This is a genomic window from Rhizobium sp. BK650, assembly GCF_014195325.1.
Taxonomy (GTDB): domain Bacteria; phylum Pseudomonadota; class Alphaproteobacteria; order Rhizobiales; family Rhizobiaceae; genus Rhizobium.
Window position 1 is genome coordinate 107,393 of sequence record NZ_JACIBK010000008.1, and the last position, 14,860, is coordinate 122,252.

16 protein-coding genes are annotated in these 14,860 nt (G+C 58.9%); 9 read left to right on the forward strand and 7 right to left on the reverse strand.

Going from position 1 to position 14,860, the window contains the following annotated elements; genetic code table 11:
- Positions 1 to 481: 481 nt before the first annotated feature.
- The 6 genes from FHX15_RS19735 to FHX15_RS19760 all read left to right on the forward strand — a co-directional run bounded on the left by FHX15_RS19735 (position 482) and on the right by FHX15_RS19760 (position 5,907).
- Positions 482 to 706, forward strand: coding sequence for a hypothetical protein (locus FHX15_RS19735; RefSeq protein ID WP_184400051.1), 225 nt, complete (start codon positions 482 to 484; stop codon positions 704 to 706).
- A gap of 161 nt (positions 707 to 867) precedes the next feature.
- Entirely contained in the window at positions 868 to 1,770 is a 903-nt protein-coding gene (gene dapF, locus FHX15_RS19740) for a diaminopimelate epimerase (protein ID WP_184400052.1), read from the forward strand.
- The gene (mtaB, locus tag FHX15_RS19745; RefSeq protein WP_184400053.1) at positions 1,767 to 3,041 is read left to right on the forward strand and encodes a tRNA (N(6)-L-threonylcarbamoyladenosine(37)-C(2))-methylthiotransferase MtaB; all 1,275 of its coding nucleotides are present in this window, start codon (positions 1,767 to 1,769) and stop codon (positions 3,039 to 3,041) included. Before dapF ends, mtaB begins: the two co-directional genes overlap by 4 nt.
- A gap of 16 nt (positions 3,042 to 3,057) precedes the next feature.
- Complete coding sequence (gene ftsY / locus FHX15_RS19750; RefSeq protein WP_184400054.1) at positions 3,058 to 4,617, forward strand: signal recognition particle-docking protein FtsY; 1,560 nt, start codon at positions 3,058 to 3,060, stop codon at positions 4,615 to 4,617.
- A gap of 61 nt (positions 4,618 to 4,678) precedes the next feature.
- Complete coding sequence (locus FHX15_RS19755) at positions 4,679 to 5,323, forward strand: septation protein A (protein ID WP_184400055.1); 645 nt, start codon at positions 4,679 to 4,681, stop codon at positions 5,321 to 5,323.
- Positions 5,320 to 5,907: a DUF2585 domain-containing protein gene (locus tag FHX15_RS19760; protein WP_184400056.1), complete on the forward strand. Its 588-nt coding sequence runs from the start codon at positions 5,320 to 5,322 to the stop codon at positions 5,905 to 5,907. The genes FHX15_RS19755 and FHX15_RS19760 overlap by 4 nt, the downstream gene beginning before the upstream one ends.
- Here the strand turns inward: FHX15_RS19760 and FHX15_RS19765 are convergent.
- The 5 genes from FHX15_RS19765 to ccmA are packed head-to-tail and all read right to left on the reverse strand — an operon-like array spanning position 5,904 to position 8,793.
- A complete protein-coding gene (locus FHX15_RS19765) occupies positions 5,904 to 6,512 on the reverse strand; it encodes a DsbE family thiol:disulfide interchange protein (protein ID WP_184400057.1) in 609 nt (202 codons plus the stop codon). The genes FHX15_RS19760 and FHX15_RS19765 overlap by 4 nt on opposite strands.
- The gene (ccmD, locus tag FHX15_RS19770; protein ID WP_184400058.1) at positions 6,509 to 6,679 is read right to left on the reverse strand and encodes a heme exporter protein CcmD; all 171 of its coding nucleotides are present in this window, start codon (positions 6,677 to 6,679) and stop codon (positions 6,509 to 6,511) included. Before ccmD ends, FHX15_RS19765 begins: the two co-directional genes overlap by 4 nt.
- Positions 6,680 to 6,682: 3 nt before the next feature.
- Positions 6,683 to 7,444, reverse strand: coding sequence for a heme ABC transporter permease (locus tag FHX15_RS19775; protein WP_184400059.1), 762 nt, complete (start codon positions 7,442 to 7,444; stop codon positions 6,683 to 6,685).
- A 48-nt stretch (positions 7,445 to 7,492) separates the two neighbouring features.
- Positions 7,493 to 8,152, reverse strand: a complete 660-nt coding sequence (gene ccmB, locus FHX15_RS19780; RefSeq protein ID WP_184400060.1) for a heme exporter protein CcmB — start codon at positions 8,150 to 8,152, stop codon at positions 7,493 to 7,495.
- Positions 8,149 to 8,793, reverse strand: a complete 645-nt coding sequence (gene ccmA, locus FHX15_RS19785) for a heme ABC exporter ATP-binding protein CcmA (RefSeq protein ID WP_184400061.1) — start codon at positions 8,791 to 8,793, stop codon at positions 8,149 to 8,151. The genes ccmB and ccmA overlap by 4 nt, the downstream gene beginning before the upstream one ends.
- A 261-nt stretch (positions 8,794 to 9,054) precedes the next feature.
- On the opposite strand from ccmA, the gene acnA reads away from it, so the two are divergent.
- From acnA to FHX15_RS19800, 3 genes are all read left to right on the forward strand, one after another.
- Positions 9,055 to 11,745 (forward strand): aconitate hydratase AcnA, encoded by a 2,691-nt coding sequence (acnA, locus tag FHX15_RS19790; RefSeq protein ID WP_184400062.1) that lies wholly within the window; start codon positions 9,055 to 9,057, stop codon positions 11,743 to 11,745.
- A 236-nt stretch (positions 11,746 to 11,981) separates the two neighbouring features.
- The gene (locus FHX15_RS19795; RefSeq protein WP_184400063.1) at positions 11,982 to 12,722 is read left to right on the forward strand and encodes a DUF1223 domain-containing protein; all 741 of its coding nucleotides are present in this window, start codon (positions 11,982 to 11,984) and stop codon (positions 12,720 to 12,722) included.
- Positions 12,723 to 12,995: 273 nt separating this feature from the next.
- Entirely contained in the window at positions 12,996 to 13,397 is a 402-nt protein-coding gene (locus FHX15_RS19800) for a DUF2794 domain-containing protein (RefSeq protein WP_184400064.1), read from the forward strand.
- 6 nt (positions 13,398 to 13,403) lie between these two features.
- Here FHX15_RS19800 and FHX15_RS19805 read toward each other — a convergent pair whose 3' ends face one another.
- Both FHX15_RS19805 and FHX15_RS19810 read right to left on the reverse strand, forming a co-directional pair.
- Complete coding sequence (locus FHX15_RS19805; RefSeq protein WP_184400065.1) at positions 13,404 to 13,961, reverse strand: GNAT family N-acetyltransferase; 558 nt, start codon at positions 13,959 to 13,961, stop codon at positions 13,404 to 13,406.
- A gap of 107 nt (positions 13,962 to 14,068) precedes the next feature.
- Positions 14,069 to 14,797, reverse strand: coding sequence for a Bax inhibitor-1/YccA family protein (locus FHX15_RS19810; protein WP_184400066.1), 729 nt, complete (start codon positions 14,795 to 14,797; stop codon positions 14,069 to 14,071).
- Positions 14,798 to 14,860: the final 63 nt, after the last annotated feature.

Genomic DNA, 14,860 nt, shown 5'->3' on the forward strand with positions numbered 1-14,860 from the left:
TTGATACGTTTCGGGGAGTTTTAGGATGTCCGAAACGTCGTGCTTTTCCTTGACGAAAACAAGACGCAAAGCCAAAAAGCACCCGAGGGCGCCACGCGCTGTCGGGTGTTGACCTCCGGAATCCAGTCCCGGTCGGCGGCTCGGAGTCTGTTACTCGTCGCGGATTGGGCGCGATAAACAGGAAAGCGACGCGAAAGTCAAGGCGAATGCGTCAGGCGCTGTCGCGGGCGGATTTTCCGAAGCGTAAGGCAGGAGGCCCGGTGCAGATTCCGTCAGCCAATCGGCCGCAGCAAGGTCAGTACACATTTATGCGATATCCCATCTTTTAAAAATTCGGCGCTGTTTCGAGTTTTAAAGGAAAAATATGTCAATCAGCGCCCTGAATTGCCTCAAAAGGCCAGTTGCAAAATACTCCGCTTCTGATTCTACTTTCTGTTCAAGTACATCCTGTAAAATGATTCGCGAATATCCTTGATGCCGAATGAATCGGCGGAGATATCAAATGATAAACCCGGATATCGAAAGCTGGGCGCTGGCGCGTGCCCATACTATAGTCCTGAACGAAGGCCTGAATCTGGCCAAAGCCGCACAGGATCTGGATCGTAAACGATCCCGCTTGTTGGTCTATGAGCTCAGAAAGGTCATCACCGCTGCCATCGTCGAAGCCCATGCGGCATCTGTCAGTTCCGATGGCTTGCTACGCTAAATCTGAATTTGCCCGGCTTCTCTAGGGCGCCGCGTCTGTTCTGAATTCGCGGTGTCTCGCCCGCATGTGCGGCAAGAGGGTAAACCTCGCTTGGTGCTCACCCACTGGTAATCCGCGTGCATTTCCGCCATATACAGCCGAAACGCAGCGGAAATAGTCAGATGAGCAACACGGTCGAATTCGCGAAGATGAACGGGCTTGGTAACAAGATCCTGGTTATCAATATGCGCGGACGGAACGACAAGGTGACGCCGCAGGCTGCGATCGCACTTAATGCCGATGCCGAGACGCAGTTCGACCAGATCATGGCGATCCATGATCCAAGGGCGCAAGGTACCGATGCCTATATCGATATCCTCAATTCGGACGGTTCCAAGGCGCAGGCTTGCGGCAACGGTACGCGTTGCGTGGTGCAGGCTCTGGCGACCGAAACCGGCAAGAAGGCCTTCACCTTCCAGACGGTCGCCGGCATCCTGAATGCGGTCGAGCATGAGGACGGGACGATCTCTGTGGATATGGGCAAGCCGGTCTTCGAATGGGACCGCATTCCGCTCGCCGAGGAATTCCACGACACAAGCCGCATCGAGCTGCAGATCGGGCCGATCGACAACCCGGTGCTGCATTCGCCTTCGGCCATGTCCATGGGCAATCCGCATGCGATATTCTGGGTTGACCGCGATCCTATGAGCTTCGATCTGGAACGTTTCGGGCCGCTGCTCGAAAACCATCCGGTTTTTCCGGAAAAAGCCAATATCACACTGGCGCAGGTGATTTCGGATTCGGCGCTGCGCACGCGCACCTGGGAGCGTGGCGCGGGCCTGACGCTTGCCTGCGGGTCGGCCGCGTGTGCCTCTGCAGTCAGTGCGGCGCGCACCGGTCGCACTCGTCGCAGAGTGACGATCGATGTTGCCTCAAGCCCGATCCGCCAGCCGTTGACCATCGAGTGGCGCGAGGATGATCATGTCGTCATGACTGGTCCTGCCGAATGGGAATGGTCCGGCATGGTTGATCCGTCCAGCGGCACGTGGTCGCGCGATGCCGCGCTCGGAGCGGAAGCGCTGTGAGCGGCGTAGAGGTCATCACCTTCGGCTGTCGTCTCAATACCTATGAATCCGAAGTCATGAGATCGCAGGCGGAAGCGGCCGGGCTCAACAATGCGATTCTGGTTAATACCTGCGCTGTGACGGGCGAGGCTGTGCGCCAGGCACGCCAGGCGATCCGCCGCGCGCGCCGCGACAATCCCCATGCCCGCATCATCGTCACCGGCTGTGCTGCCCAGACGGAGAAGCAGACCTTCGCAGAAATGCCCGAGGTTGATGCCGTTCTCGGCAATGAAGAGAAGTTGAAGGCAGCTTCTTATCGCGCACTTCCGGATTTCGGCGTTTCGGCCGAAGAGAAGCTGCGCGTCAACGATATCATGAGCGTGCGCCACACAGCGCCGCAGATGGTCAAGCATATCGATGGTCACGTGCGCGCTTTCATCCAGGTGCAGAACGGTTGCGACCATCGCTGCACTTTCTGCGTCATCCCTTATGGCCGCGGCAATTCGCGTTCCGTGCCGATGGGCGCTATAGTCGATCAGGCGCGCCATCTCGTCGAAAGCGGGTACTGTGAAATCGTACTGACCGGCGTCGATGCAACGAGCTATGGTGCAGACCTTCCTGGCGAGCCGACGCTCGGTCTCCTCGCGAAGACGCTCTTGAAGCAAGTGCCGGATATCCGTCGCCTGCGGCTCTCTTCGATCGACAGTATCGAGGCAGATCGTCACCTCATGGATCTCATCGCCGATGAGCCGCGCTTCATGCCGCATCTGCATCTGTCTCTGCAGCATGGTGACGACCTGATCCTGAAGCGGATGAAACGCCGCCACCTGCGCGCCGACGCCCTTCGCTTCATCGAAGATGTGCGTCGCCTGCGGCCGGAGATGAGCTTCGGCGCCGACATGATCGCCGGGTTTCCGACCGAGACCGAGGATATGTTTGCGAATGCGGTACAGTTGGTGGAAGAGGCCGACATCGCGCATCTGCATGTCTTTCCCTACAGCCCGCGGCCCGGCACGCCGGCCGCACGCATGCCTCAGCTCGATCGTTCGTTCATCAAGGATCGCGCCGCTCGGCTCCGCGCCACTGGACAGATGCTGCACCAGCGCCATCTGGACAAGATGGTCGGAACGCGGCAATGGCTGCTGGTGGAAAATAACGGTCTTGCCCATACGGAAAACTTCACGCTGGTTGCCGTGCCCGGTCTTCGTCCACGCGATATCGTCGAAGCGATGATCACTGGGCACAATGGCAAGCATCTCGACATGCAATTGACGGCTGCCGCTGCGGCCTGACTTCACGGATAGCTTCATGGCACTCAGTTTCATCAAAAAGGTCTTCACCTTCGGCAAGCCGGCGGAAGAACCTGTGCCGGATGCCGTGGATAAGGAGCTGGAGCCGCGTTCGCGCGACGAAGACCTGCCTGTTGCTGGCGATCCGGTCCTTGCCGAGGAAATGGATACGGCTGGAGGCCCGGCAGCAGATGTCGAGGAAGCTGTCGCGGAGCAAGAACCGGTTGAAGCCCCGTCGGAATTACTCCCTACTGCCGATGATCTGGGCGACATGGCCGTTGTCCCTCTGCCGTTGTTGGAAGCCGAGGCGGAAGCGAATGCAGATGACGCTGCGGCAGCACTCCTCTCTGTCCCTTCCGATCATCTCCCCCACAAGGAGGGACATCGTTTGGAGGATAACGCTGCCTTGAGAGAGGAAGGCAGAGTCGAGCCAACCGAGACATTTCCGGAAGAGATTCCGACTCACCACGCCCGGGAAATTCCCGCTGATGTAGTGCAGGATTCTGAATCCTTGCCAATCTCCCCCCTTGTGGGAGAGATGTCCGGCAGGACAGAGGGGGATGTCACCCCCGCCGAATCGGCGCCGAATCCCATCCTTCCCAGAGGCTTTGCCACCGGACCGGTCGCTGAACCCGAGCCTGAGGTCACTCCGCAGCCGAGACTTTCCTGGTTCCAGCGCCTGCGTAATGGCCTCGCGCGCACCTCCTCGCAGCTCACTGGCCAGATTGCCGCGCTCTTCACGAAGCGCAAGCTCGATGACGAGACACTGCAGGATCTCGAGGATTTGCTAATCCAGGCCGATCTCGGCGTCGAGACGGCGATGCGCGTGACCGATACGCTCGCCGCGGAACGCTACGGCAAGGATGTGACCGGCGAAGATGTCAGCCGCATCATGGCGAGCGAAATCGCCAAGGTATTGAAGCCGGTTGCCAAGCCGCTGCAGCTTGATCTTTCACACAAGCCGCATGTCATTCTTGTCGTTGGCGTCAACGGCACCGGTAAGACCACGACGATCGGCAAGCTGGCGGCCAAGCTTTCCGGCGCCGGCCTCAAGGTCATGCTGGCTGCGGGCGACACTTTCCGCGCTGCCGCCATCGAGCAGCTAAAGATCTGGGCCGATCGCACGAAGTCCGAATTCATCGGTACCAAGCTCGGTGCGGATGCAGCGGGCCTTGCCTATGACGCATTCGAGCAGGCGAAAGCCAGAAAATGCGATGTGCTCATCATCGACACGGCAGGCCGCCTGCAGAACAAGGCGGAGCTGATGGCTGAGCTCGAGAAGATCGTGCGCGTGCTCGGCAAGCTCGATCCGGATGCGCCGCATACCGTTCTCCAGACGCTCGACGCAACGACGGGCCAGAATGCGCTCAGTCAGGTCGAGATATTCCGCAATGTCGCCGGTGTCAGTGGGCTGATCATGACCAAGCTTGACGGGACGGCGCGCGGCGGCATTCTGGTAGCGATCTCCGCAAAGCATAAACTGCCGGTCTACTTCATCGGTGTCGGCGAAGGGGTTGACGATCTCGAACCGTTCGAGGCCGAGGATTTTGCGCAGGCTATTGCCGGCATTGGGCCGTAATGCCACAGATTAGCCGTCGATGGCTCGCAAGCATTGTAAGAAAAAGTAGGTTTGAAGAAGTATGACGACTGAAAGCGATATCACCCCCAGTGCCGCAGACCGGCATCATCCGCTTCTGAAACTGGCGCTGGAATTGGGGCCGCTTCTGGTCTTCTTTTTTGCCAACTTACGTGGCGAATGGCTGGTTGGACGCTTTCCGGCCCTGGCTGAGCTCGGTGGCCCGCTTTTCGTGGCGACCGGTCTTTTCATGGCGGCGACGATCATCTCGCTCCTGGTTTCCAAAATCGTCCTCGGCCATCTGCCGATCATGCCTTTTGTTTCCGGCATCGTCGTCCTGATCTTTGGCTCGCTGTCGATCTGGCTGCAGAACGAAACTTTCATCAAGATGAAGCCGACAATCGTCAATGCGCTCTTCGGCTTTACCCTGCTCGGTGGCCTTGCCTTTGGCAAGTCGCTGCTCGGCTATGTCTTCAACGCAGCCTTCCAGCTCGATGCCGAAGGCTGGCGCAAGCTGACGATTCGGTGGGGCATCTTCTTTCTCTTTCTCGCGGTGCTGAATGAAGTGGTCTGGCGCAATTTCTCGGACAATTTCTGGATCGCCTTCAAGGTCTGGGGCACGATGCCGATCACCATCATCTTCACGATGGCGCAGATGCCGCTGGTGCTGAAGCACAGCATTTCCCCCGAGGCTGAAAGCGAAAAGTGACCGCTATAGAAAGCACCGACCGTTCACCGAATCAGATATTCTGGTTTTCTGCTTGCCTCGCGGTTCTGGTCGTCCAGATCGTTGCCGAATATATGATGGGTCGGGTGCCGATCTGCACCTGCGGCTACGTCAAGCTCTGGGAAGGCACGGTCAACTCCAGCGGCAATTCCCAGCATCTGTCCGACTGGTACACGCCGTCGCATATCATCCACGGTTTCCTGTTTTACGGGCTTGGGCATCTCCTGCTTCGCGGCAAGCCGCTTGCGGCGCGTCTGCTTCTGGCCATGCTCGTCGAATCCGGCTGGGAGCTTCTGGAGAATTCGCCTCTGATCATCGATCGCTATCGCACCGCGACGATCTCGCTCGACTATTACGGCGACAGCATCATCAACTCGGCCATGGATACGATCTTCATGGCTGTCGGCTTCTTCTTCGCCTCAAGAGCCCCAGTGGTGCTGACGATTGCCATTGCCATCTTCTTCGAGATATTCACGGGCTACATGATCCGGGACAATCTGACGCTCAACGTCCTGATGCTGATCTGGCCTGTCGAGGCGATCAAGGTCTGGCAGGGCGGGGCTTAGGAAACCGGCTTGCCGAGTGCCTTTTCCATTGCCGGGAAAAGGCCTTCCTTCAGGCTGATATCGTCGAAGGGGCCGACGCGCTTGTAGATGATCGTGCCATCGGGCCCGACGAGATAGCTTTCCGGAATGCCATAGACGCCCCAGTCGATCGCCGCCTTGCCGTTCGGATCGATGCCGATGGCGTGATAGGGGTTGCCGAGTTCGCCGAGGAAACGCAGGGCGTTGTCGTTCTTATCTTTGTAATTAATCGCGACAATGTTCAGTCGTCCATCCTCGGCCAGCCGCTTGAGGAGGGGATGTTCGTCGCGGCAGGGAATGCACCAGGAGGCGAAGACGTTGACGAGGGTGAGCTTGCCCTTGATCGCCTCATCCGTCAGCGCCGGGAGGTGGGAACCTTCAAGCGGTGGCAGATTCAGCGACGGCGCTTTCGTGCCGATCAACGCGGACGGTATTTCGGCGATATTCTTGCCGTGGAAATCCTGGTCATAGAGCATCTTCGCGGCGGTCGCGGCAATGCCCCCGAAGACGAGCAGCGGGACCAGGGCAAGCGCATAGCGGCTGGCGCCGCGGCTCTTCGGTCTATTCTCTTGTGGAGCCTCGCTCATTTGCCGTCCTTCGATCGGGTGGAACGGCGGCGGATGCCGACGGCTTCGAGTGCTGCCAATTCCTTCCGGCGCGCGCGCCCGTCCGACCAGGTCCAGAGCGTCACCGCAATCGTAACGAGGGCGGCAAAACCATAGGAGCCATAGACATAAAAAGCGTAGGAGCTCATCCCCTATTCCTCCCGGCCTGCCATACGGGCAGCGATACGGCGCTGAGAGGCGATACGGCGGCGCCAGATCTCGTTCCTCATCGCCATCAGATGCAGCGTGAAGAAGAGCAGGGTGAAGGCGATGGCCATGATGAGGAGCGGGCGCAGGAATTCCGGATCGATCGCCGGGCCGTCTAGGCGCATGACGCTTGCCGATTGATGCAGCGTATTCCACCAATCGACCGAGAACTTGATGATCGGAATATTGACGAAACCGACAAGGGTGAGGACCGCGGTAACGCGCGCAGCCTTTGAGGGCTCATCCATGGCGCGGTTCAACGCGATCAGGCCGAGATACATCAGGAAGAGAATGAAGACGGAGGTCAGCCGCGCGTCCCAGACCCACCATGTGCCCCACATGGGTTTACCCCAGAGCGAGCCGGTGACCAGCGCAAGCAAGGTGAAGGCAGCACCGAGCGGCGCCGCAGCTTTCGCCGACACATCCGCCAGTGGGTGGCGCCAGACGAGCGTGCCGATCGCCGAAATGCTCATGATCGTATAGCACAGCATGGAGAGCCAGGCAGAGGGCACGTGCACATACATGATGCGCACCGTCTCGCCCTGCTGATAGTCGCCTTCGGTCGAGAAGCTCAGATAGAGCCCGATGGTAAAACAGAGGGCCGTGATGCCGGCCAGCCATGGAATGACGCGCGATGCCAGCGCCAGAAACCGCGTCGGGTTGGCGAGATCACTGAATTTGCTGATGGCAAAGCTCGTTTCGCTCATATCCGCTTCATTACCTTGATCCGCCCGGAGCCGCAATCGAAGCGCCGATCAATCCGCCGTGTTTCTGAGCGCAAGCGCGGCCGCAGCCGGACCGATGACGGCGAAGAACAGCGTCAGGGCGATGAGGATCAGAAACGGCGGCAGGAAGGGTGATGGCCCCGCGACCGCTGCGTAGGTGGCGCTGACGCCGAAGATCAGCACGGGAATTGTCAGCGGCAGGATGAGGACAGAGACCAGCAGGCCGCCACGCGGCAGCGCGACGGCGACGGCCGCGCCGACGGCGCCGATAAAGGTAATCGCCGGCGAGCCAACGAGGAGTGTGAGCATGGTCGCACCGATTGCCGTCTCGTTCATGTTCATGAAGAGGCCGAGCAATGGTGAGGCGATGACGAGCGGCAGGCTGGTTGCCGTCCAGTGCGCCGCGCATTTGGTGAGCACGGTCAGTACCAGCGGCGTTTCCTGCATCAGCATCAGATCGAGTGAGCCGTCGTCGCGCTCGGCCTGGAAGAGGCGGTCAAGTCCGAGAAGAGCCGCAAGCAACGCACCGATCCAGACGATCGCCGGCCCGATGCGCGAAAGCAGCGCAAGATCAGGCCCGACGGCGAAGGGAATAACGGTGACGATTGTCAGGAAGAAAAGAATGCCGATCAAGGCGCCACCGCCGGCACGAATGGAAAGCCTGAGATCGCGAAGGAAAAGGGCGATCATCCCCATACTCCCGGGTCGACCCCGGCAAAACCGGTCATGCGTAATTCTCCGGCATTTTCGAGCCCAAGCGGCTGATGCGTTGCGGCGATCACAATGCCACCTTCCCGGCGGTGCGTTTCGATCAGTCCGGCGAACAATTTGTCTGCGCTGGCATCGAGTGCTGCCGTCGGCTCGTCGAGGATCCAGATCGGGCGATGTGCGACCAAGAGCTTGGCGAAGGCAAAGCGGCGCTGCTGGCCAGCGGAGAGATAGCCGAAGGGAAGATGGGTGATGCCGGGAAGGCCGACGGCTTCTGCTGCTGCTTCGATGCTCAGGCCTCCGACTTTGCCGGGTCCCAGGAACGATCGCCAGAAATCCAGATTCTCTGCAACCGTAAGTTCATTCTTCATCGCATTTTGATGACCAAGGTAGTGGCTCGCTTCGGCTGCCGGGCCGCTCTCGCCACCGAGGGAATCGATGACTGTCACAGAGCCCTTTTCAGGCTTCAAAAGGCCTGCCACCACACGCAATAAAGTGGATTTTCCCGATCCGTTTTTACCCGTCAGAATAAGCGCTTCGCCGGCCTGCAAGTGAAAGGAAACGTTAACGAAAATCAGATCTTCCCCGCGCCGGGCAGCCAGATTTTCAGCGGTCAGATGCATGCATCGGCTCTTTCTTGGTTACGCTCTCGGGCAGGCTCAAAAAATGTCCAATTTTGACCTTCGTCGGTATGGCAAGTCTTTACGAAATTATCTATAAGACCTGCAACCACGCCAGCGGTCGGCGTGAATTTCATCCTTGCGCCGAACTTGGGGTCCTTTCCTCACGTGCGGACAGCGGAAATGGCCGTACCCGCATCCTGATGTGCATTAAGTGCATAGGCGTTCGCACGACTGTGTTGGCTATCAGAAACGGGGTCTCTCGTGTCTAAATCTCTTGACAGTTTCAATTGTCGATCCACGCTTTCCGTCGGTGGAAAGGACTATGTCTACTACAGCCTGCCGAAGGCTGAGGCAAACGGCCTGCCCGGCGTATCGAAGCTCCCCTTTTCGATGAAGGTGCTGCTTGAAAACCTGCTGCGCTTCGAAGATGGCCAGTCGGTCACCAAGGAGCACATCCTTGCCGTCGCCAAATGGCTTGATAACAAGGGCGCCGTCGAGAACGAGATCGCCTATCGCCCGGCCCGCGTGCTGATGCAGGACTTCACCGGCGTTCCCGCCGTCGTCGACCTAGCCGCAATGCGCGACGCGATGGTCTCCCTCGGTGGCGATCCGGAAAAGATCAACCCGCTCGTTCCCGTCGATCTCGTCATCGACCATTCCGTCATCGTCGATGAATTCGGCACGCCGCAGGCTTTCGCCAAGAACGTCGAGCTGGAATACCAGCGCAATGGTGAGCGTTACCGCTTCCTGAAGTGGGGCCAGCAGGCCTTCAAGAATTTCCGCGTCGTTCCTCCGGGCACCGGTATCTGTCATCAGGTCAATCTTGAATATCTCGGCCAGACCGTCTGGACGAAGGAAGAGGATGGCGAAACGATCGCCTATCCCGATACCTGCGTTGGTACGGACTCCCACACGACGATGATCAACGGCCTCGGTGTTCTCGGCTGGGGTGTCGGCGGTATCGAAGCTGAAGCCGCCATGCTTGGCCAGCCGGTTTCCATGCTCCTCCCTGAGGTCATCGGCTTCAAGCTGACCGGCAAGCTGAAGGAAGGCGTGACCGCGACCGACCTCGTTCTGACTGTCGTGCAGATGCTGCGCAAGAAGGGCGTCGTTTCTAAGTTCGTCGAATTCTTCGGCCCGGGCATGGACAACATGCCGCTTGCCGACCGCGCGACGATCGGCAACATGGGTCCGGAATATGGCGCGACCTGCGGCTTCTTCCCGGTCGATGGGGAAACTATAAACTACCTCACCATGTCGGGCCGTACACATGATCGGATCGCGCTCGTCGAAGCCTATTCGAAGGCTCAGGGCATGTGGCGCGAAGGTGATGGTTCCGACCTCGTCTTCACCGACACGCTGGAACTCGACCTCGGCGACGTCGTTCCGTCGATGGCCGGGCCGAAGCGTCCGGAAGGCCGCATCGCGCTCGAAAACATCGCTTCCGGTTTTGCCGGCTCGATGGATGCCGACTACAAGAAGCCCGGCCAGCTCAACAACCGCTATGCAGTCGAAGGCACCGATTTCGATCTCGGCCATGGTGACGTCGCGATTGCCGCCATCACCTCCTGCACCAACACCTCCAATCCGTCAGTGCTGATCGCTGCCGGCCTTCTCGCCCGCAACGCCGTTGCCAAGGGTCTGAAGACCAAGCCTTGGGTCAAGACCTCGCTTGCTCCGGGATCGCAGGTCGTCGGTGAATATCTTGCCAAGTCCGGCCTGCAGGCCGATCTCGACAAGCTCGGCTTCAACCTCGTCGGCTTTGGCTGCACGACCTGCATTGGCAATTCCGGTCCGCTGCCGGCACCGATCTCCAAGACGATCAACGACAAGGGTCTGATCGTTTCCGGCGTGCTTTCTGGCAACCGCAACTTCGAAGGCCGTATCTCGCCGGACGTTCAGGCGAACTACCTCGCTTCGCCGCCGCTCGTCGTCGCCTACGCGCTTGCCGGCACGGTGCAGAAGGACTTGACCAAGGAGCCGATCGGTGAAGATCAGAACGGCAATCCCGTCTATCTCAAGGACATCTGGCCAACTTCGCACGAGGTGCAGGACTTCATCCAGAAGTACGTCACCCGCGAACTCTACGAAACCAAGTATGCCGACGTCTTCAAGGGGGACCAAAACTGGCAGGCCGTTCAGGTTCCTCCGGGTCAGACCTACGCCTGGGACGACGATTCGACCTATGTTCAGAACCCGCCGTATTTCGTCGGCATGGGCAAGAAGGGCACCGGCACGTCCGACATCAAGGGCGCACGCGTTCTCGGCCTCTTCGGCGATAAGATCACCACCGACCACATTTCTCCGGCCGGTTCGATCAAGGCTGCTTCTCCGGCCGGTGCCTACCTGCTCGACCATGACGTTGCCGTGGCCGATTTCAACCAGTACGGCACGCGCCGCGGCAACCATGAAGTCATGATGCGCGGCACCTTCGCCAATATCCGCATCCGCAACTTCATGCTCGGTGCGAACGGCAAGGAAGGTGGCTACACCATCCACTACCCGTCCAAGGAAGAGACCTCGATCTACGATGCGGCCATGCAGTACAAGGCCGAGGGTGTTCCGCTCGTCATCTTCGCCGGCGTGGAATATGGCAACGGCTCCTCGCGTGACTGGGCTGCAAAGGGCACGAACCTGCTCGGCGTCAAGGCCGTCATCGCACAGAGCTTCGAGCGTATCCACCGTTCGAACTTGGTCGGGATGGGCGTCATCCCCTTCGTTTTCGAAGAGGGCACGACCTGGCAGAGCCTCAACCTGAAAGGCGATGAACTCGTCACCATTGAAGGTCTTGAAAATATCAAGCCCCGCGAAAAGAAGATCGCCAAGATCACCTATGCCGACGGCGCGGTGAAGGAGGTTCCGTTGCTGTCGCGCGTGGATACGCTGGACGAGGTCGTCTATCTCAACAACGGCGGTATCCTGCAGACGGTTCTGCGCGACCTCGCCGCCTGATTGTTAAGATAGTTCGCCTGATAATGGCCGCCGGAAAGCAATTTCCGGCGGTTTTTCATTGCCGAGGACACGGCTGTTTTACCGCTCACGGCGATGTGTTTCGGCCACCCTCTTCTTGGGGTTCCGTCTCACCCGTTCGTGACTTTGCGTTTGGACCTGGAAGGATTATTCGTACGTTCATATCTCGGAGCCGGCGGTCAGGACCATTGCCGGCGCTGAAAAAGAGGTGCTGGTGAATGTCCCCGCTTTTTTCGATCCCGCTGGTCGCCGGGCTTGCGTTTGCAGGTCCGCTGCTTGCAGAAGACGGCGCGCCGAAAGGCGTCGTCGAACTGTTCACGGCACAAGGCTGCGCCTCCTGTCCGCCGGCCGATGCGGCATTCCGCAAGCTCGTCAGCCAGGGCAATGTCATCGCGCTCGCCTATCATGTCGATTACTGGAACTATCTCGGTTGGGCCGACACGCTGAGCTCGAAGGAAAACACCGAGCGTCAGTACGGCTATGCGCGAATGATGGGCCGCAGCAACGTCTATACGCCACAGGCGATCGTCAACGGTCGTGATCATCTTGCAGGCGCGGACCTTGCCGGCATCAACGGCAAGCTGGACAGCTACGCAGGCGAGGGCAAAGGTCTGATCGTGCCGGTCAGCGCCCGCATGCGTGGCGACGAACTGGAGATCAAGCTTGGCGCTGGTCAGGGCAAGGCCAATGTCGTGATCGTCTATTTCGACAAGGAAAAAACCATCGACGTCGAGAGGGGGGAAAACAGCGGCCAGAAGATTTCCTATCTCCACAGCGTGGCCGATGTGGAAACAGTAGGCATGTGGGATGGCAAGGCCACGACACTCACTTTACCGGCAAGCGTAATGGAAAAACCGAATCTTGAGGGATCGGCGATTCTCTTGCAGTCTGCGACGCCCAGCGGCGATCCGGGAGCAATCCTCGGCGCGACCGTCGTTATGGCGGGGAAAAATATCTAGGAATTTCATCCGTTTGCGGATGAATGCGAGGCGGCCCGGCCAAGCGTATTCGGGGCTGGGGTTAAGGTCGATACGCTCCGCCGGGCCCTTTGGCGCGCTGGCGCCAAACTGGAGCCTATAGTTCTCTTGGAAATGAGGCGCTGTTTTGACTGAAATGGGGCAGCGCGGAGAAAGCCGGTTTCGTCCCCAGTGTAACAGTCCGTAGCCTTGCATTTTGCCACGGCTCGGGCAAACTGTCACTCTCCTGTCACACGTGGAGGTCTTGAGAGTCTGATGACAGATACGCCGGATTTGCGACACGGCGAAAGCCGCTCCGCCGACAACAGCTCTTCAACCGTCGTTGATCTCAGGGAATACAGGCAGAACAAGGAGCCGATGCCGGTGACATTTCACCGGCGGGAACTCGACCAGATTTTATGGATCTACGGCCGTATGGTGGGCGAGGGCGAATGGAAGGATTATGCCATCGACCATACCAAGGAGAAGGCCGTGTTTTCGGTCTTCAAGCGGTCAGGCGAAATGCCGCTCTTCCGCATCGAGAAGAATCCGAAGCTTGCGACAAAACAGGGCGCCTATTCGGTCGTGAATATCAATGGCATGATCCTGAAGCGCGGCCACGAGCTCGGGCCGGTGCTGAAGGTTTTCGACAAGTCATTGAAGCTTGTCGACAAGTAGGCGGGCTCATCCCTTGAACAGCGTGCCGGGATAGGCATCAGGATCGGGGTGGGTTTCCGTTCCTTCGCCGAGTTCCCGCTGCATAAGCATAGTGTCTAGCCAGCGGCCGTGTTTGTAGCCGGCACCCTTCATGATGCCGATCTTTTCGAAACCGAGAGAGCGGTGAAGTGCGATAGAAGCCGGGCTCGCGCCGCCGATGACTGCGGTCATCTGTCGGAAGCCTGACACGGTGCAGCGGGAGATCAGCTCTCCAAGAAGCAGCTTGCCGATGCCCTTCCCACGCGCCTCCGTGCCAAGATAAATCGAATCCTCAACCAGCCAGCGATAGGCCGGCCGCGTGCGGAAGGCTGAGGCATAGGCATAGCCAATAAGGGTTCCGTCTTCGCCTGCGGCGGCGATGTATGGATAGCCCTGCTCGCAGATGGCGGAGAAGCGGGCTGCCATTTCTGTCTCGGTCGGCGGCGTTATCTCGTAGCTTGACGTACTGTTCAGCACGGATTCGCGATAGATTTCAGTGATGGCGGGAAGGTCGGAAGCAAGGGCGTCGCGCAGAATAGGGAACATTTCAGATCGATCGGCACGGTTGAAGAAGGTTCGTTGAAGCACTCCAATAAACTGCCCGCAACAAAAAAGGCGGCCGAAGCCGCCTTTTCCGGTTTTTAGGGACCTGCTTACTTCCGGTTTCCCATGAACTGCAGCAGGAACATGAAGAGGTTGATGAAGTCGAGGTAGAGGGTCAGTGCACCCATGATGGCCTTGCGGCCAGCGACGTCATAGCCATCTGCTTCATAATACATTTCCTTGATCCGCTGCGTGTCGTAAGCGGTGAGGCCCGCGAAGATCAGCACGCCGATCACAGAGATCGCGAAGTGCAAAGCGGACGAAGCCAGGAAGATGTTGACTAGTGAAGCGATGATGATGCCGAACAGACCCATGATCAGGAACGAGCCCATCGCCGACAAGTCACGCTTGGTTGTGTAGCCGTAAAGCGATAGCGCTCCGAAGGAGGCGGCCGTCACGAAGAACGTCTGTACGATGCTTTGGCCCGTGTAGATCAGGAAGATCGACGAGAGCGACAGACCAACCAGGGCGGAATAGACCCAGAAGGTTGTCTGAGCCGCGGCAACACTCATCTGGTTGATGCGGAAGCTCAGGAAGAACACCGCAGCAAGCGGCGCAAGGATCACGACCCACTTGAGCGGGCTCGCGTAAATCGCCTGACCGAACGCGGTCAGCTGACCGTCCGCAAAAGCGAGCTGAAACGACAGGTAAGCGGCCACACCGGTGATCGCCAGACCCAGCGCCATCAGGTTGTAGACCTTGAGCATATATGCGCGGAGGCCTTGATCAATCACTTCACCGGCTTGCGCGCGGCTTTGATAGTTACGAAGATCAGCCATAGTTTCCTCTTACAAGCTCCGATGGAAATACGGTGTCGGGTTCACGACCCGGGCGCCGCTGCG